At 66.3% G+C, this 17,966-nt stretch carries 16 protein-coding genes; 9 read left to right on the plus strand and 7 right to left on the minus strand.

The features are described from left to right. From ABFX23_RS09045 to ABFX23_RS09075, 7 genes are all read left to right on the plus strand, one after another. On the plus strand, positions 1-879 hold the full coding sequence (locus ABFX23_RS09045) for a hypothetical protein (RefSeq protein ID WP_346032770.1): 879 nt from the start codon (positions 1-3) through the stop codon (positions 877-879). Next, the gene (locus tag ABFX23_RS09050) at positions 876-2,960 is read left to right on the plus strand and encodes a CaiB/BaiF CoA-transferase family protein (protein WP_346032771.1); all 2,085 of its coding nucleotides are present in this window, start codon (positions 876-878) and stop codon (positions 2,958-2,960) included. The genes ABFX23_RS09045 and ABFX23_RS09050 overlap by 4 nt, the downstream gene beginning before the upstream one ends. After that, positions 2,957-4,243 (plus strand): 2-hydroxyacyl-CoA dehydratase subunit D, encoded by a 1,287-nt coding sequence (locus ABFX23_RS09055; protein ID WP_346032772.1) that lies wholly within the window; start codon positions 2,957-2,959, stop codon positions 4,241-4,243. Before ABFX23_RS09050 ends, ABFX23_RS09055 begins: the two co-directional genes overlap by 4 nt. Continuing rightward, entirely contained in the window at positions 4,240-5,268 is a 1,029-nt protein-coding gene (gene dctP, locus ABFX23_RS09060) for a TRAP transporter substrate-binding protein DctP (protein ID WP_346032773.1), read from the plus strand. The genes ABFX23_RS09055 and dctP overlap by 4 nt, the downstream gene beginning before the upstream one ends. Continuing rightward, positions 5,265-6,425: a CaiB/BaiF CoA transferase family protein gene (locus tag ABFX23_RS09065; RefSeq protein ID WP_346032774.1), complete on the plus strand. Its 1,161-nt coding sequence runs from the start codon at positions 5,265-5,267 to the stop codon at positions 6,423-6,425. The genes dctP and ABFX23_RS09065 overlap by 4 nt, the downstream gene beginning before the upstream one ends. After that, positions 6,404-9,055 carry a CocE/NonD family hydrolase gene (locus ABFX23_RS09070; protein WP_346032775.1) on the plus strand — a complete coding sequence of 884 codons (2,652 nt, stop codon included), beginning with the start codon at positions 6,404-6,406 and terminating at the stop codon, positions 9,053-9,055. Before ABFX23_RS09065 ends, ABFX23_RS09070 begins: the two co-directional genes overlap by 22 nt. Before the next feature lie 119 nt (positions 9,056-9,174). Continuing rightward, the gene (locus tag ABFX23_RS09075) at positions 9,175-10,116 is read left to right on the plus strand and encodes a complex I NDUFA9 subunit family protein (protein WP_346032776.1); all 942 of its coding nucleotides are present in this window, start codon (positions 9,175-9,177) and stop codon (positions 10,114-10,116) included. Positions 10,117-10,136: 20 nt separating this feature from the next. Here the strand turns inward: ABFX23_RS09075 and ABFX23_RS09080 are convergent, their stop codons facing one another. Next, entirely contained in the window at positions 10,137-10,907 is a 771-nt protein-coding gene (locus ABFX23_RS09080) for a hypothetical protein (RefSeq protein ID WP_346032777.1), read from the minus strand. Positions 10,908-11,070: 163 nt separating this feature from the next. Between ABFX23_RS09080 and ABFX23_RS09085 the strand changes: the two genes are divergently transcribed. Continuing rightward, on the plus strand, positions 11,071-12,261 hold the full coding sequence (locus ABFX23_RS09085; RefSeq protein ID WP_346032778.1) for a transaldolase family protein: 1,191 nt from the start codon (positions 11,071-11,073) through the stop codon (positions 12,259-12,261). On the opposite strand, the gene ABFX23_RS09090 is transcribed toward ABFX23_RS09085, so the two are convergent. After that, positions 12,258-13,118 (minus strand): PfkB family carbohydrate kinase, encoded by an 861-nt coding sequence (locus tag ABFX23_RS09090; RefSeq protein WP_346032779.1) that lies wholly within the window; start codon positions 13,116-13,118, stop codon positions 12,258-12,260. The two genes, ABFX23_RS09085 and ABFX23_RS09090, sit on opposite strands and share 4 nt — an antisense overlap. Positions 13,119-13,186: 68 nt before the next feature. Here ABFX23_RS09090 and ABFX23_RS09095 point away from each other — a divergent pair, with 68 nt between their 5' ends. Next, positions 13,187-13,360: a hypothetical protein gene (locus ABFX23_RS09095; protein WP_346032780.1), complete on the plus strand. Its 174-nt coding sequence runs from the start codon at positions 13,187-13,189 to the stop codon at positions 13,358-13,360. On the opposite strand, the gene ABFX23_RS09100 is transcribed toward ABFX23_RS09095, so the two are convergent. From ABFX23_RS09100 to ABFX23_RS09120, 5 genes are read right to left on the minus strand one after another with little or no spacing between them, the layout of a single operon-like run. Continuing rightward, positions 13,357-14,964 carry an AMP-binding protein gene (locus ABFX23_RS09100; RefSeq protein WP_346032781.1) on the minus strand — a complete coding sequence of 536 codons (1,608 nt, stop codon included), beginning with the start codon at positions 14,962-14,964 and terminating at the stop codon, positions 13,357-13,359. The genes ABFX23_RS09095 and ABFX23_RS09100 overlap by 4 nt on opposite strands. A 43-nt stretch (positions 14,965-15,007) precedes the next feature. Next, positions 15,008-15,892, minus strand: a complete 885-nt coding sequence (locus tag ABFX23_RS09105; RefSeq protein WP_346032782.1) for an amidohydrolase family protein — start codon at positions 15,890-15,892, stop codon at positions 15,008-15,010. After that, a complete protein-coding gene (locus ABFX23_RS09110; protein ID WP_346032783.1) occupies positions 15,885-16,943 on the minus strand; it encodes a 4-oxalomesaconate tautomerase in 1,059 nt (352 codons plus the stop codon). The genes ABFX23_RS09105 and ABFX23_RS09110 overlap by 8 nt, the downstream gene beginning before the upstream one ends. After that, complete coding sequence (locus ABFX23_RS09115; RefSeq protein WP_346032784.1) at positions 16,936-17,157, minus strand: hypothetical protein; 222 nt, start codon at positions 17,155-17,157, stop codon at positions 16,936-16,938. Before ABFX23_RS09115 ends, ABFX23_RS09110 begins: the two co-directional genes overlap by 8 nt. A 49-nt stretch (positions 17,158-17,206) precedes the next feature. After that, positions 17,207-17,878: a 4-carboxy-4-hydroxy-2-oxoadipate aldolase/oxaloacetate decarboxylase gene (locus ABFX23_RS09120; RefSeq protein ID WP_346032785.1), complete on the minus strand. Its 672-nt coding sequence runs from the start codon at positions 17,876-17,878 to the stop codon at positions 17,207-17,209. Positions 17,879-17,966: the final 88 nt, after the last annotated feature.

Raw genomic sequence — 17,966 nt, forward strand, 5'->3', positions numbered from 1 at the left:
ATGATTGCTATCGCCGGTCCCAACCTCCCGATTGACCTGCTGGCCGCCACCGGCCGGTTCAGGGGCGTGCTCGCCTTCGAACCGGATCGTGCGACGCCGCGTGCGAGCGGCTGGCTGGAAAGCAAGTTCGCGCCCTGGGCACGCCCGCTGCTGGAGACTTGGGCGGAAGGGAAATACGACGATCTGGACCACGTTCTCTTCAGCCGCGCCGACGACACTTCGCAGCGGCTCTACTACTACATCTGCGAGCTTCAGCGTCGCGGGCAACTGGGCGGACCGCAGCCGCTGATCCTCGACGTGTGCAAGATACCCCGCGACACCAGCCGCAGGCGCACCGTGGCCAAGCTGCGCGAACTGGCGGACCGGCTAGGGGTCGATTCCAGTGCGCTCGGCGAAGCGATTGCGCGAACGAACGAGGAAAAGCGTTCGTCCACCGACAAGGGTGGCTCTCCCGTATGCCTGCTGGCCGGAACGCCGCCGCCGGACGGGCGGCTGCACGAAGTGATCGAGGCAGAGGGTTTCGCGCCTGCCGGGTCCACCTTGACGCAGGAATGGCTTGATCCGGGGCCATTGGTCGATGGCGACAACCGCGACCCATTCGCCGCGCTGGGGGAGCAGTTGCATACCCGCCCGCGCGGTCCGCGAAGCTTTGCCGATGCGGAAAGCCTGCTGGCGAAGTCTCTCCACACTTCGCAGGCCAGCGCAGCCATTCTCTGGCGGATCGAGGAGGACGAGGCCCAGTGCTGGCACCTCCCGGCTGAGAGGGAAGCGCTCGAGGCGGCGGGCATTCCCTCGCTCGTGATGACGCGGCGCGACTGGCTGGCGAACGACGGCGCGCGCGAGGAGATCGCCGCATTCCTGGAAGGGGTGACACGATGAGCTTCCTCGAAGGCCACAGGGTTGCCGTGATCGGCGACATGCAGGAACGCCCGCTGGCGAGATACCTGGCATCGCTCGGCGCCGAAATCGGCGGGCCGGTGGAGGGCGCGAGCTTTGTCATCGACGACGTGGGGCTGGAAGGCACCGCCGACTTGGCCATTCCCGATACGGCAATCCACGTCTCCGTCACCCCGTTCGGGTCGGGCGGCCCCCGTTCGCACTGGCGCGGGGGAGAGCTGGTTTCCTCGGCCATGGGCGGCGCGCTGCGACTGACGGGCGTTCCGGGCGAAAAGCCGGTGAAGGAAGCGGGCGACGCCTGCACCTTCCACGCCGACATGGTCGCTGCCGCCGGCGCGATGGCCGCGCATTTCGCACGCGGCACGCATGGCATGGGGCAACACGTCGACGTCTCGATCCAGCAGGTCGCCATGAGCCGCAATGTGAATGGCGTGCTCGTCTGGCAGTTCGACCGGCGCAAGCTGGACCGGGCGGGCGGCTGCATCGCCTATGGCCGGGCCAAGGTGCAGGTGATCTGGAAACTGGCCGACGGCTACTGCTTCCATGCGCTGATGACGGGCCGCCTCGGCGCGCCTGCGAACAAGGCGCTGTCGGACTGGATGGACGAGACCGGGGTCGAGAACCCGATGCGCGATGTCGACTGGCTCGCCTACAACCGCTCCACCCTGCCCGAGGAAACCCGCGACCGCTGGCAGGCCGCCATGGCGCAGTTCTTCGCGCAGCGCACCAAGCACGACATCGCCACCGAAGGAAGGCGGCGCCGCATCAACGCATGCGTCGTGAACGAACCCGCGGACGTGTTGCAGGACGAGCACCTGAAGGCGCGGCACTTCTTCGATACCCCGGATGGTTTGCCAGAGCGGTTCGCTGCGGTTCGCGATGGGGCGGCCAAGGGCGCTCCAGCCGTTCAACGGGGCAAACGGTCCGGCCCGCTGTCCGGCGTGAGAGTGCTGGATTTCGCCTGGGCGCTGGTCGGCTCGATCACCACCAAGACGCTGGGTGATCTTGGCGCGGAAGTGGTGAAAATCGAGAGCCGCAGCCGCCCCGACCTTGCCCGCCTCGATGTGCAGGTCTCGGCCTCCAGCGCCGACAGCCTCGACGACAAGCCGTGGTTCGCCAATCTCAACACCTCGAAACGCAGCCTGACGCTCGACCTGAAGAAACCCGCCTCGCGCGAGGTTCTGGACCCGCTGATCGACTGGGCCAACGTTGTGGTGGAGAACTTTTCGCCCGGCACGATGGCCAAGCTCGGCCTCGATTACGATAGCCTGGTGAAGCGCAATCCGGGGCTGGTGATGGTGTCGGGCAGCGTGTTCGGGCAGACCGGCCCGCTGGCGAAGGAGTGGGGCGTCGACGGCACCGGCGGCGCGCTGTCTGGCCGCACGTACCTGACCGGCTACCCGGACGGCGAGCCGGTGATCCCCGGCGCCGTGCCCTACGGCGACGTGATCGTGCCCTTCGTAATGGCCGGCCACGTCGCTGCCGCCTTGCAGTGCCGCCGCGAAACCGGCGCGGGGTGCCACATCGATGCCTCGATGTACGAAATCTGCGTGCAGCAGATGCGCGAATTCCTGAAAGCGGCCAAGGCCGGAGAGCGCCCCCGCCGCCTCGGCAATGCGGACCCTGCAGTGTACTTCCAGGATGTATTCCCAGCTGCGGGCGAAGACAGGTGGGTGGCCATCAGCTGCTTCAGCGAAGCCGAACACCAGCGCCTGCTATCCATTACCGGGCCGGACATTGCGGCATGGACCTCCATGCGGGAAGACCGCGCCATCGCCGAGGAATTGCAGGCCGCCGGAATCGCCGCCGGTGCCTTGCAGGACTGCGAGGACCTGCTCGACCACGATCCCCAGATCGCGGGCCGCGCCGCCCTGTGGGATCTGGAACACGCGGTGCTCGGCACCTTCGGCCATATTGCGACGCCGATGGCTTTCTCGCGAGACACACTTGCCCCCTTCCGCGCGCCCTCGATCGGGGAACACGCGCACGAGGTGGCCCGCGAGATCGCGCGCCTCTCGCCAGCCGACATCGCGCGGCTGTTAAGCGATGGAGTTTTCAAATGAGCCAGTCCGCCAACCAGCGCAGCCGCAAGACACTGGCCTGCACGTCGGAGGCCACGGCCTTCCAGAAGGCGTTCGGCAAGGAGCTGAAGCGACGGGTCGTGGACGAGGCCGAGCCCTATGCCATCGTTCAGGCCGATACCCCGCACGAGCTGTTCCACGCGATGGACATTCCCATCATCACCAACCAGTGGTGGTCCGCCTACATCTCCGCCAAGCAGCTTTCGGGCCGCTACTTCGACGCGATGGTGAAGAAGGGCTTCCCCGCGAACAGTTGCAAGTACTGCTCGCTCGGCCTTGCCTGCACCCTGGCGGACGAGCCGGAAACGGCGCCGTGGGGCGGCTTGCCCACGCCCACCGTGCTGGTGGCGCGGCTCACCTGCGACTGCATCCAGCATGTCTTCGGGCTGTGGGCGAAGGAACTGGGCAGCGAGTTCTATCCGATGGAAGCGCCCGCCTGGGAGCACAAGGAAGTGGACTGGTTCGCCCATTCGAAGGACGCATGGGACCGCGTCTACCAGCCCGACCGGATCGAGCAGATGGTGTCCGAGATGGAGGACCTGATCGCCCTCCTGGAGGAGCGGACCGGGCGAAAGTTCGATCCCGCGCGGCTGGAACGGCTGATGGAGCGGATCAACGAACAGGAAGGCTACATTTGGGAAGCGGCACGCGCCATCGGCGAAGCGCGCCCCTGCCCCGTCTCCATCGCCGACCAGATGCCCAACACCATGATCCCGCAGTGGCACCGCGGATCGGACTGGGCGGTCGCCCATGCGAAGAAGTTCCGCGACGAGGTGTTCGAGCGGATCGAGAAGGGGCTTGGCGCATCGAGCAACGAGCGGCTGCGGCTGATGTGGATCGGTGCCGGCGTGTGGCACGATCCGGGCTTCTACCAGGCGCTGGAGGAGAAGCTGGGCGCGGTCTTCGTCTGGTCGATGTACATGCCCTTTGCCGGGCCAGCCTATATCCGCGACCTGAAGGGCAAGCCGATGGAAGCACTGGCCAGCCGCGTTGCCTCGATGAACGAGGTGCTGCACCTGCCGCCGTGGATGAACGGCTGGATGACCTCAGAGGCGGAGCGTTGCGGCATCGATGCCGCCGTGATCCTGCTGCCGCCCGACAACCGCCTCTCGCAGTCGGGCACCAATCTCACGGCGCTGTCGCTGGAAGAGGCGGGCGTGCCGGTACTGCGCATCGATGCCGACATGGTCGATGCCGACAACTGGGATCACGATCGGATGGTCGGCATGGTCGAGAACTTCCTGCACGAGAAGGGGCTGGCATGAGGCTTCTCGCCCTCCTCGCCCTGCTGGTGCTGGCGGCGTGCAGCCGACCGGTGCCGGAAGGCGTGACCGAGCTGACCTACGCTTCGCCATACCCGCCTAGCCACCCGTTCAGCCGGGCCGACCAGACTTGGATCGACTTCGTTCACGAACGTTCCGGCGGGCACATGAAGATCAAGCCGATCTGGTCCGGCGCGCTGCTTTCGGCTGACATGTCCATGACCGAGATCCGTCACGGCGTGGCCGACATCGGCCTCATCACCCCGATCTATACGCGCGGCGGCACCCACCTGCTGCGCACCCAGACAGGCTTCTACAGCGGAGCCGATTCCATCGAATCGCAACTGGCGCTCTATCGCTGCATGGCGAACGTGGAGCCGCAGTTCGACAAGGAGCTGGAGGGACTGAAACTGCTCGCCCTGCAAGGCGGCGTGCTGCCCGGCATCCTCACGAGCACCGCCAGGGTGGAAAGCCTCGAGGACCTGCAGGGCCTCAGGATTAGGGCGCCCACCGAGCTGCTGCCGGTGCTTCGCAATCTGGGGGCGGACCCGGTCGACCTGCCGATGGGCGAGGTCTACAGCGCGCTCGCAAAAGGGGTGATCGACGGCGTCGTAGCCCCGCCCGAAACGCTGCAATCGCTGCATTTCGGCGAAGTCACCGACTACTTCTACGACATTCGCATCCCGCGCGGCGCCTACCCCTCGCGGGCGATGGACATGGAAGCCTGGCAGACGCTGAGCGATGGCGAGCGGGCGATCCTCGAAGAAAGCATCGCCGTGTGGGAAGCCGCCCTTGCCGAAGAAAACCGCGCCGCCGCGGCCGCTGGCGAGAAGATCGCCGCCAGCACCATCACCATCCTGCCCGCCAGCGCGCAGGACCAGCAGCAGTTCGACGACCTCTACCTGCGCGAAGGCCAGGCCAACGCGCGGGCGCTTTCCCGCGTAGGGATAGATGGAATGACAGCCTATCGCGCCGCTCGCCAGAGCCTGGTGGAGCGCGACACAGTTCAATGCGGAGACACGAAGTGACGCACCAGCCCCTCGCAGGAGTAACCGTCGCGGATTTCAGCCACGTGATGGCCGGCCCCTACGCCAGCCACATCCTGCGGCTGATGGGGGCGAAGGTCATCAAGATCGAATCCCCGCGCGGAGACCAGTTCCGCAATTACGGCTCGAACCGCGAATTCGACGGGATGAGCCCGGCTTTCATCGCGGCCAATGTCGGCAAGAAGAGCATCGCGCTGGACCTGAAGGACGAGAAGGACCACGAAACCGCGCGCCGCATCGTCGCTAAAAGCGACGTGTTGCTGGAGAACTTCCGCCCCGGCGTGATCGCCCGGCTGGGCCTTGGCTACGATGCCGTTCGCCAGCTGCGCGAGGACATCGTGTTCTGCTCCGTCTCCGGTTACGGGCAGGACAGCCCGCAGCGCGACTGGCCCGCGATCGACAATATCGTGCAGGCCACCAGCGGCATGATGATGCTGAGCGGCGCGGAAGGCGACCCGCCCGTGCGCATCGGCTTCCCCATCGTCGACACGTTGACGGGGCAGACCGCCGCCGTGGCAATCCTTGGCGCACTGTTCCAGCGGCAGCAAACCGGGAAAGGGGCCTACATCGACGTCTCGATGATCGATGCCAGCCTGTCCTTCATGACCTCCGCGCTGACGCCCTACCTCGTCACCGGATCGCCGCTGCGCCGCCTCGGCAACACAGGTTACAGCGAGCTTCCCACCGCCGCCCTGTTCAAGACGAAGGACGACAGGCACGTGTCGCTGGGCGTGGTGCAGGACAACCAGTTCGCCGCACTGGCGCGCAAGCTGAGGCGCGAGGACTGGCTGGCCGACGAACGCTACTCGACCGCCGACGCGCGCCGCGCCAATTTCGATGCGATGCACGCGGAGCTGGAGCAGATCTTCCTCACCCGCGCGGCAGACGAGTGGGAGCGCGAGCTGAGCGGCGAGGGCATTCCCTGTGGCAAGGTTCGCGGCGTGCACGAGGCAGCGGACCTGGGTTCGGCGGATTCGCTGCTAGACCTCGACACCGACGCATTGCCCAAGGGCTGCACGGCAACGGTGCCGAACGCCGGCTTCCGCATGGAGCCGGGCCAGCCCGGCACGCACGAGGCGCCGCCTCTTCTCGACGCGAACAGAGAGGAGATCATGGCATGGCTGGACGGGAACGACTGACGATGACCACGCCCTTCCCCTCGCTCGCCCGGCTGGCGGCGGTCTTCGCGCTCCTGTTGGCATCGCTTGCCGCCACCTCCGCATCCGCCCAGCCCTATCCGGAATACGAACGGGAATCGCTGTACGTGCCCGTGCGCGACGGGACCCGCCTCGCGCTCAACATCTACCGACCCGCGACCGAGGAGGGCGTGGTTCAGGAGCCCCTTCCGGTCATCTTCGCTTTCACCCCTTACCGTGCGCGCTATTTCGACGAGGACGGCGAGATCGTGGAGCTGGCGCTGAGCGACCGGCTCGCGATGCGATCGCTGATCCGCGCTGGTTACGTGGTCGCCACCGCCGATATTCGCGGCAAGGGTGCTTCTTTCGGGGCGCGGCGCGGCTTCCTCGACCAGACCGAGGCGCAGGACGGTGCGGACCTGCTGGGCTGGCTGGCGGCGCAGCCCTACACGACGGGCGAGGCCGGGATGATCGGCTGTTCCTATCTCGGCGGCTCGACAACGCTGGTGGCGGGCGCGGCGCCCGAATCGCTGAAAGCCGTGTTCATCGGCGCGACCGACTGGGACAAGTACGATTTCGTGCGCCGGGGCGGGCTGACCGCGCAGTTCAACACGCGCCCGGACGAGCCGCTCTCGGTCGATCTCGCCAGCGTCCCGGTGGACGGCGACACCGACGGCGCCCTGCTGCGCGAGGCCGTGGCGCAGCACGCGGGCAACACGCCGATGGCGGGCCTGTGGGCGGAAATGCCGTTCCGCGACAGCGTGTCCTCCTACACCGGCAATGCCTTCTGGGACGAAGTCGCCGTGTGGCAATATGCCGACAGGATCCGCGATGCGGACATCGCCACCTATTACTGGAGCAACTGGGAAGACGAGCCGACCAGCCAGGTGCTGATCGCTGCGCGCAACATGGGCAGCCGCTTGCTGGTCGGCCCCGGCAGCCATTGTGTGCCCCCGCCCGGATTCGATTTCGTCGGCGAGATAACGCGCTATTTCGATTACCACCTGAAGGGAATCGACGACGGGTTCTCGGCCCAGCCGCCTGTCACCTACTGGGCCGATCGCGGCACGGACGAAGGCGAATACGTTCGGGGCGAGACCATTCCCGGCACCGGCTCCACCACCCAGGCCTGGTATCTCAACGGGCCTGCCGCAGATGGCGTCCTTGGCCTCTCGCCCCGCCCGCTCGATCCCGGCAGCGACAGACTGGTGGTCGACTACGATCTCGCCAACGACGACTATTTCGCCTTCTGGCCCGAAAGCCTCGCCGAGCACGGACTTGCCTACACCAGCGAACCGTTCGACCGCGCAGCCGACCTGCTCGGCTACCCTGTCGCCCACGTCGAGCTTTCCGCCGACCGGGAGGATGCCGACGTCTTCGTCTACCTCGAAGAACTTTCGCCGGGCGGCGAGGCCAAGGTCCTGTCCTTCGGGCGGCTGAAGATTTCCCACCGCGCCACGCGGCCTGCGCCGTGGGACAACCTGGGGCTGCCCTGGCACAGCGGATACGAGGCGGACGTTGCGTCTCTTCCCGCCGGGGAAACGGCTCGCCTGCCGATCGCCATGATGCCGCTGTCGCACCGCGTGCAGCCCGGATACCGGCTGCGGTTCGTCATCACCGGCGCCGACCCGCGCCAGCGCAACCTGGAGGAGGTGAAGCAGGACCCGCCGCCGGTGCTGGATGTCCGGCGTGGCTGGCAGTCGGGATCACGCGTCGACCTGCCGCTGCACGCTGTAGAAGCGGATGACGCCATTACAGGGCAGATCGGCGATGCAGGCGGCAGCGGGCCCTACCCTGCAATCGCGCAGGCACGGGAAGACGCGCCCGGATATACCATCTACCGCCCCCGCACCCTGCCGGAAGAGCCGATGCCGGTGGTGCTTTGGGGCAACGGCGGATGCCGCGACAATGGCCTGAGCGCCAGCCATGCCTTGCGCGATTTCGCCAGCCACGGCTTCCTGGTGATTGCCAACGGCACCCCGCGCCGCGAAATGAACATCCTTTCCGAAGTGTCCACCATGCCCGCAGGAATGGGCGGACCGCGCACACTGCCGCCCCCGTCGCAGCGTCAGCCGGACGAAACCTCCACCGCGCAAATGCTGGCGGCCCTCGACTGGGCCGCGCGCATGAACGCCGAGCCGGCCGACCCGCTGCGCGGCAGGATCGACACCGGGCGCGTCGCCGCCACCGGGCACAGCTGCGGCGGCCTTCAGGCGTTGCTGGCAGGTACCGATCCGCGCATCGACACCGTGATCGCCTTCGGCAGCGGGGTCTACAACCGTGGCGGCAACGGCCTCAGCGGGGTCCAGATCGACAAGGACAGCTTGCGCGACCTGCACACGCCCGTCGCCTATATCCTTGGCGGCCCCACGGACATCGCCTTCCCCAACGGCAGCGACGATTTCGCCCGTATCGACCACGTGCCCGTCATGTTCGCCAACCTTCCCGTGGGACACGGCGGAACGCTGATGCTGGAAGACGGCGGCGAATGGGCTCGCGCTGGTTCGGCTTGGCTCCGCTGGCAATTGCGCGGCGACCGGGAGGCCGGGCGGCTCTTCACCGGCGATGACTGCGGCCTTTGTACGGCCCCTGGCTGGACGGTGGAGCGCAAGCAGTTCCCGCCTGCGCCCTGAAGCGCAGCCTCACAACACGCGAGGCGGGACCATCGGGGGCATTGAAGGGCGCGGCGCTTTCGGGCTAAGGGCGCGGAAGGTTTTGACTTAACCCCACGCGCAAGGACTTTCATCGCACCATGGCACGCACTTCCCCGCTCGACGGCAAGCTGGTTACCCTGATCGGCGGCAACGGATTTATCGGCAGCCACGTGGCGCAGGACCTGCTGGAGCGCGGGGCGCGCTTGCGCATCGCTGCCCGCGAACCGGAAAAGGCCTTCAAGCTGAAGCCGCTGGCCAACCTCGGCCAGTTGCAGTTCGCCCGCTGCAACGCGCTGGACAAGCGCAGCATCGAGGCCTGCGTTAAAGGCTCGGACGCAGTCGTCTACCTGATCGGCGCGTTCGACGGGAACCAGCAGGCATTGCAGGCAGACGGCGCGGGCCATGCCGCGCGCGCGGCCAGCGAAACGGGCGCCACCAGCTTCGTCTATATTTCCGCCATCGGTGCCGATCCGGAAGCCGAAACGGGGTACTATCGCACCAAGGGCGATGGCGAACGGCAGGTGCTCGAAGCCTTCCCCAAGGCGACCGTGATCCGTCCTTCCGTCGTGTTCGGCGAGGAATCGGGTCTTATCCCGATGTTTGCCGACCTCGTGCAGATGATGCCGGTGATTCCGGTGTTCGGCGCGGAGAGCGAATTCCAGGTGGTGTGGGTGGACGACGTGGCGGCAGCCGTCGCCACCGCGCTGGAGGAGCCCGGCACCCACGGGGGCAAGACTTACGAGGCCGCCGGTCCCGACAAGCTCACCATGATGCAGATCCACCAGATGATCGCCGACGGGCAGGGCCGCGACCGTACCTTCTTCCCCATGCCTTCACCGCTGGCGAAGGTCTTTGCCTCCGTCCCGCTGACGCCGATCAATTCGGACCAGCTGGCGATGCTTCAGGAAGGCAGCGTGGCGAGCAAGGGCACGCCGGGGCTGGCGAAACTGGGCATTTCGCCCAAGCCGCTCTCGCTCTTCCTCGATCGCTGGATGGTCCGCTATCGCAAGCATGGCCGCTTTACCGCGAAGAACGCCTGAGCGCAGAAAGTAGCGAGGGCCTAGTCGCCCTCCGCCACTTCCACCCCCTGCATCCGGGTCGATGCCGGAATGTTCGGCAGTCCCGCGTAGAGCCGCTCCAGCCATGCCCGGTCGAACGCGGTAAGTTCCGCCGGCTTTTCGGCGTGCTCGAACAGGGTCAGCATGCTTGCCTCTGCCTCGCCCGCATCGGCAGGGAATTCGGTCGCCAGCGCGCGAAGCGTGGCGTAGTCGGCCAGCTGTCGCAGCGTCAGGCCACGCGCCTCGTCCCGGTCCAGCAGGACGAGGGCGTAGGTGATATCGTGGCGCACCGGGCGGTAGATGCGCGAATGCGCCTGCCACATGCCCGCCGTCGGCACCTGCGCCAGGTTCTCTCGCCGGCCGACCCTGATCCCGTCGCGCGTGCGCGCCGCGACCTGGTGCCACACGCCGGAGGCGTCCGCGCTTTCCAGCAGTTGCCGCCGCTGGAAGGGCGTCATGTCGTTGAACAGGTATCCGCGCTGATCCATCATTTCGGCAAGGTATTCGCGGCTGTCCTCGACGAAGGCGATGACCACGTTGGCTTCGCAAGCCTCCTCGCTCGCCAGCCGCAGGCCGAGGGCGTCCGCGTTCTCGCGCAGCCGTGTCACCATCAGTTCGGCATATTCGCGGTCCAGCCCGATGATGCCGGGACACAGCCGATCCTCGAAGCGTGGCAGGGGCTCGTCCATGATCCCGTCGGCGGCGGCGGGCGCTGCCAGTCCCGCAGCGGCGAGGGCTGTGGCGAATGCGATGTTGCGCAGGATGTTGACCATGTCGCGGACTCCCTTTGAGGCGTATATAGCATAATCGCACGAGCCGCGCGCCCTTGGCCATACGGCAAAATGTCGCAATTCGTGGCCATATCGGCATCGGGTAATTGACTATGCCCGTCTTGCAGTGCGAAGGGCCGTGGCAAGCAAACGCTGGAGAATCCCGATGACCAAGCACGTTCTTGAAAAGCTCGCCGATACCAACCCTGATGCCGAAATCTGGTGGGACAGTTCGCCGCTGGTCTATCCCAGCTGGAAGGAAGAGACCGTCGCCGCCGCGCCCGATGGCAAGCGTGACGACTGGAAAGCGCAGCTCACGCGCTTCTACAACCCCGATGCCCCCGCCGAGATGGGCTTCCGCGGCGTCACCACCAACCCGCCCCTTTCCCTGCAGGCCGTGCAGCTCGACCCTGAGGGCTGGACGAAGCTGGTGAAGGATATCGCTGCCCAGAACCCCGGCCTCGATGTCGAGGGCGTGTACTGGAAGATGTACCTGCACCTTGTGAAGCTGGGCGCCGATGCCATTCGCCCCGCGTTCGAGGCGTCGGGCTACAAATACGGCATGCTGTCCGGCCAGGTCGATCCGCGCTTCGTCACCGATGGCGAGGCCATGCTGGCACAGGGCCTCTCCATCGCGGAGCAGGGCGACAACGTGATGGTGAAGCTGCCCGGCTCCAAGGAAGGCTACGAGGTGCTGGAGGAGCTGACCGCGCGCGGCATTTCCACCAACAACACCACCAGCTTCGCTGTTGCGCAGTACGCGCGCTGCCGTGCCGCCGTCACCGCCGGTCTGCTGCGCGCCAAGGCCGCGGGCGTGGACCTGTCCAAGTGGCGCAGCGTCATCACCCACATGTCCAGCCGCCTGGGCGAAAAGGGCGACTGGAAGAAGCAGGCGGAGCACCGCGGCATCGATCTGTCGCTGGACGAGATCCGCGACGGCGAGGAAGCCGTGCTGAAGCGCGCCTACTGGCACGGCAAGGAGATCGACCACCCGTCAAAGATGCTGCAATGCTCGATGCGGGTGGAGAAGGACGCAGATGGCAACACCGTCTCGCGTCACATCTCCGACTTTGCCGGCAGCGACATGGTCTACACCTGCCCGCCCAGCTACATCAAACAGCTGATGGACGTGGAAGACGAGCTGGCCCCGTTCGATCCCAAGGCGATCGAGCGTGAGCCGAACAAGGCCAGCATCGAGAAGCTGATGAAGCTTCCCGCCTTCCGCCAGGCCTACGAGTTCGAAGGCATGAAGCCGCACGAGTTCGCGCAATACGGCAGCTTCCAGGCCACCGCGACCGAGTTCGCCGCCGCCACCCGGCAGACGGTCGACTTCGTGCGCATGGTGATGGAAGGCTAAGCCGCCCGGCGCGCCTCTATCCAGGCGCGTGTGCCGAAGTGGCGGCAGCTTTGGGCCGCCACTTCGGCAGCATGGGTGAGAGCGTCCGCGACGTTCTCGCCCGCTGCAAGGAAGTGGCAGTAGGCGCCGTGGAATATGTCCCCGGCCCCTAGCGTATCGACCGCGTCGACCTGCGGCGGCACGATATCCGGGCGCTCTGCGCCGTCGCTCCACGAAATCAAGCCAGGCCCGCGCGTGATTGCCGCCACCGAGGGGCCGAGCGCCTGCACGGCATCGAGGATATTCGCCCCGCCCTGCCCCGGCGGGTGAAACCTCTCCGACACCACGGCATGATCGACCTGTGCGATCAGGTCGCCGGTCCACGGCTTCCACGATCCCCCGTCCAGCACCACCGGGATGCCGCGTTCCCGCGCTGCCCTGGCCAGCGGCACCGCGATCTCGGGCAGGAAGCCGTCGCAGTAGACCACGTCCACCCCGTCGAGGCAGGCCGCATCGGGCACGGCGCGCGCCACCGCTTGCGGCGGTTGCTGGTCGATGATCGTACGCGTCCCGCCGTCCGGCACCACGATGATGCTGGAGACGGGCAGCACTTCGCCCGCAGGATCGGCGAAATCCTCGAACGGTACGCCGTAGCGCGCCAGTTCGCCGCGCACCGCCTCGGCGAAGCTGCCGGCGCCCAGCAGGGTGAACAGGCGAACCTCGCTCCCCAGCGCCCGCGCCGTGATCGCGCCGTTGAGGGCAGAACCGCCCGCGCCCGCCCAGAAATGCGTGGCGGATAGCTTGCCATCCTCCTGCGGATATGAGGGACAGGCATAGCCAAGATCGAAAGTGGCGCGGCCGATGCAGAGGATTGTCATGGCCCGGTCCTAGCCGCGAAGGCGGTCGCGAGGGAACAGCGGGTATGTCCCGACGGTTTCAATAGCCCATGCAAAGCGTGCTCGAATTCCTTGTCCAGTTCTTGCTGGCGTTCACCGGGGCCGTTGGCCTCGCCATCGCCTGGGTCGGCGCCCTTGCGCTGGCTTGCCTTGGCGGCTTCGCCGGTTGCGGGTGGTACGTGATGGGGCGCAGGAGGAAGGGCAGGAAGCGCAAGGGCGATTAGCCAGCCTGTTGCGCCACCCATTCGTCGCGCAGCTTGAACTTGCGAATCTTGCCAGAGCCGGTCAGCGGCCATTCGCTCACCTGTATCCAGTGCGCGGGGCATTTCTGCGGGCTGATCTGGCTGCGGCAATGGGCGCGCAGGGCCTCTGTATCCATCGCCTTGCCATCGTCCGTGCGCACGAAGGCGGCGACTGCCTCTCCCAGCACGTCGTCCGGCACGCCGACCACGGCGCACTCGGCAACGTCGGGATGCTCAAGCAGCACGTTCTCGATCTCTGCGGGGAACAGGTTCTCGCCGCCGCGAATGATCATTTCCTTCACCCGGCCCGTGATCTTCACGTAGCCCTGGTCGTCCATCGTCCCGAGGTCGCCTGTATGCAGCCACCCTTGCGCGTCGATGGTTTCCGCCGTCGCCTCGGGATCGTCGTTGTAGCCAAGCATGGTGGAGGCGGAGCGGCAGCGGATTTCGCCCACTTCGCCGCAGCCCACCACCTCGTTCGTGTCGGGATTGAAAATGCCCACTTCGCAGCCCAGCGCGGGCTGGCCGATGGTGGTGATGATCTTGTCGAAATCGTCGCCCGGCCTGCCCGTGGTGATCAGCGGGCTGCTCTCCGTCTGGCCATAGGCGACCAGCGTATCGGCCCCCAGCACGTCGCGCACGTTGCGCGCCAGTTCAGGGGCGACCATCGCCCCGCCCATGCCGATGCGCTGGAGCGAGGAAAGGTCGCGCGCCTTCTGCTTCTGCGCCGCCACCATGGCGACGGCCATGGTCGGCACGCAGATGGTCCAGCTCAGCTTCTCCGCCTCCACCAGGTCCAGCGCGGCGCCCGGATCGAAGGCGAGCAGCGGGCAGTAGGCCCCGCCCGATTGCAGCGCGCCCAGCACGCCCATCGAACAGCCCATGGTGTGGAACAGCGGCGTCAGCCCCAGCGCGCCGAGGCCGCGGGGCAGGTCGCCCACTTCCACGAACAGGCGGGCATTGTTGGTGAGGTTGCGGTGAGAGAGGACCACGCCCTTGGGGAAGCCGGTGGTGCCGCTGGTGTACTGGATCTGCGCCGGATCGTTGGTGTCGACCTGCGGCAGCGTACCGGAAGGATCGGTGTAGAGCGCGGCCTCGTCGTGCATGTCGATGATCTCGCGCAGCGCGGGCAGGTCGTCAGCCACTTCTGCCGCGATCTTTGCCATCGGGTTGCCGCGAAACTCGCCGATCAGGAACAGCGCCGCGGACGTGCTTTGCTGCAATACGTAGGACAGTTCGCGCTTCTGGTAGGACGGGTTCACCGTCACCACCGTCAGGCCCGCCAGCGCGGCGGCATATTCCACCAGCACCCATTCGGGCACGTTGGGCGCCCAGATCGCCACGCGCTCTCCGGGCTGGAAGCGCGCGGCGAGGCCCTTGGCCAGCCGCTCCGCATCGTGCAGCAATTCGCCGTAGGTCCAGCGGCGGCCCACGGTGCCATCCGGCAGGCCTTCCAGCAGCGCGTCCCGGTCAGGATTGGCGGCCGCCTGATCGCGCAGCAGGCTGCCGATCGTGGTGTCGAGGATTTTTACGTCGGCGAACCAGTCGCACAGCGCCCGGTCGAGGCGGCGCTCTTCTCCAGCCATTGGTCTCTCCATCATGGCCGGATCTTTGGTGCGCCGGCCTTTTCTAGTCGGACCAGTATAACCGGTTCGGGTTTTCGACCAATAGCTTGCGCTGCAATTCTTCCGTCGGCGCGATGCGCGGGATCATGTCGACGATATGGCCATCGTCCGGCACCTCGTCCTGCATGTTGGGATGCGGCCAGTCGGTGCCCCAAATGCAGCGATCGGGATAGTCCGCCACCAGCGGGGCAACGGCGGCGGCGAAGTTGTCCCACGGGTCGCCCTTGCCGCCTTCCTTGATGGCATCGAGCCGGTCAGGGCAGGTGGGCTTGAACCAGATGTCGTCGCGCGAATCGAGCAGGGCGCGGAAGGCGCGCATGTCCGGACCGTCCGGTCCCTGCGTCACGTCCGGGCGGCCCATGTGGTCGATCACGATGGGCACGGGTATCGCCGCCATGAAGGGCTTCATTTCCTCGAGGATGTCGGCCTCGAAATAGATCACCACGTGCCAGCCCTTGGGCAGGCGGGACGCGACTTCGAGAAACTTGTCCTTGGGCGCATTGTCGACCAGCCGCTTCAGGAAATTGAAGCGAATGCCGCGAATGCCGCCCTCGTGCAGCTTGACCAGCTCATCGTCGCCGATGGCAGGATCGACCACCGCCACGCCGCGCGCCTTTCCGTTCGATTTCGCGATGGCATCCAGCGTGGCGGCGTTATCCGTGCCGTGGCAACTGGCCTGAACGATCACGTTCTTCTCGAACCCCAGGTGGTCGCGCAGGGCGAACAGCATGTCGGGCCCTGCATCCTCGGGCAGGTACTTCGCCTTGGGGCTGAAGGGGAACTGCGCCATCGGGCCGAATACGTGGCAGTGCGCGTCCACCGCTCCGGGCGGCGGGGTGTATGCGGGTTTCGAGGGGCTGGGGTGCCAGGAGGTGATACGATCAGACATAGACGGTTCCATCCATCAGTTTGCGCGCGGTGCGCAGCAGGGCCGCGCTGGTGACTTCGCCTGCGTCGTTTACTTTCATGACGCAGGTCGTCTCGCCGCTGGGGTGTTCAATGCTCATGGTCTTTTCCGCGCCCTCGGGAATGTCGGCCACTTGCGCCGCGGGCGAGCCTTCCACGAGGCAGGCGGTAGCGGCGGTGACGGCCCCCAGCACGCCGATGCTGGCATGGGCGCGGTGCGGGATGAAGACGCGGGTGGTTACGGCCCCGCCGTTCTTGGGCGGCGCGACCAGCGTCATCTTCGGCACCGACTTCTCAGCCACGTCGCCAAGGTTCATCAGCGGCCCGGCGGCGAGCCGGATTTTCTCGATCTTCTCGCGAATGGGCTGGAAGGCATCGCTCTCCAGTTCCTCGCGCGTTTCGTAGCCGGTTGCGCCAACGTCCTCCGCCTTGAAGACGATGCAAGGCATCCCGTTGTCGATCAGGGTACAGGGCACGCCCTCGATCTCGTCCACCGGATTGCCGGTGGGCAGCAGCGCGCCGCAGCTCGAGCCTGCCGTGTCGCGAAACTCGATGGGAATGGGCGCATGGCTGCCCGGCACACCGTCGATTTTCGCTTCGCCCTCGTAGGTCGGCATCGCTCCCGGCGTCTGTACGGAAGCAACCGCGATCTGGCCGGTGTTCTCCATGTAGATGGTCACATCCGTCACCGCGCCGCGCGCCGCGACAAGGCCGCGCTCGATGGCGAAGGGGCCGACGCCTGCAAGGATGTTCCCGCAGTTCTGCGCGTCGGTTACGATGGCCTGGTCCACGAACACCTGCAGGAACAGGTAGTCGACGTCCACGCCCTCGCGTTCCGACCGCCTCACCACGGCCACCTTGCTAGTGAGCGGGTCGGCCCCGCCCATGCCGTCGATCTGGCGCGGATCGGGGCTGCCCATCACGCCCAGCAGGAACGCGTCGCGCTCCTCGGCATCGCTCGGAAGGTCCGATGCGAGGAAGTAGCCGCCTTTCGACGTGCCACCACGCATCCACATGACCGGTGCACTATTCATCAGGCTTTTTCCCTCGGGCAACATAATAGCAAAACTGATACCATTTCAGCATTCCAATCCGCGCGAAGAAGGCGATGGCCGCGAACCCGAAGCCGGCGACAGCTTCAAGCGTAATCGGCTGATCTTTCACGAGTGCGCCACCCACTCCGAAGAACCCCCAAAGCGTACCGACCAACATCATCGCAATCGCGATCATGTTGGTCGAGGCGACCATGAACCGGTAGTAAGCGTCCGAAAACCATGGCTTCGGAAAGCCCATTATCTCAAACCCACTTCAGGCCCATGTCCTTCAGCTTGTCGCGGAAGCCGTACATGTCGAGGCCCAGCTCGCCGCTTTCCAGCCGCTTGCGTTTCTCTTCCTCGTTGGCCTCGCGCGCCTGCGCTTTCTTCAGCACTTCTTCGGCGTCCTCGCGGCGGGTGACGCACACGCCGTCATCGTCGGCAACGATGATGTCCCCGGGACGGATAAATGCGCCCGCGCACACCACGTCCACGTTCACGCTGCCGAGCGATGCCTTGATCGTGCCCTGCGCGAACACGCGCTTGGACCACACGGGGAAATCCATTTCCTTCAGGTCGCGCACGTCGCGGATGCCAGCATCGATGATCAGGCCCTTCACCCCGCGCGCCTGTGCGGAGGTCGCCAGCAGGTCACCGAAATAGCCGTCCTCGCACGGGGACGTCGGCGCGATAACCAGCACGTCGCCCTCGCGGCACTGCTCGATCGCGGCGTGAACCATGTAGTTGTCGCCCGGAGGCACGGAAATCGTGACGGCGGACGCGCCGATTCGCGCGCCGGGATAGATCGGGCGCATGTAGCTTGCCAGCAATCCGGTGCGCCCCTGCGCTTCATGAACGGTGGCCACGCCGCAGGCGCCCAGCGCCTTCACGACTTCGGGATCGGCCCGTTCGATATTTTGCACAACCACACCCATGTGAACAAATCTCCTCTCGAACTGTTGTGTTAATCGCGTGAACCCCTACCCAGCCACTCGTCAAGCGGCACCTTCGGGATCGCTGCAA

This window comes from Erythrobacter westpacificensis (genome assembly GCF_039542285.1).
Lineage (GTDB): Bacteria > Pseudomonadota > Alphaproteobacteria > Sphingomonadales > Sphingomonadaceae > Alteraurantiacibacter > Alteraurantiacibacter westpacificensis.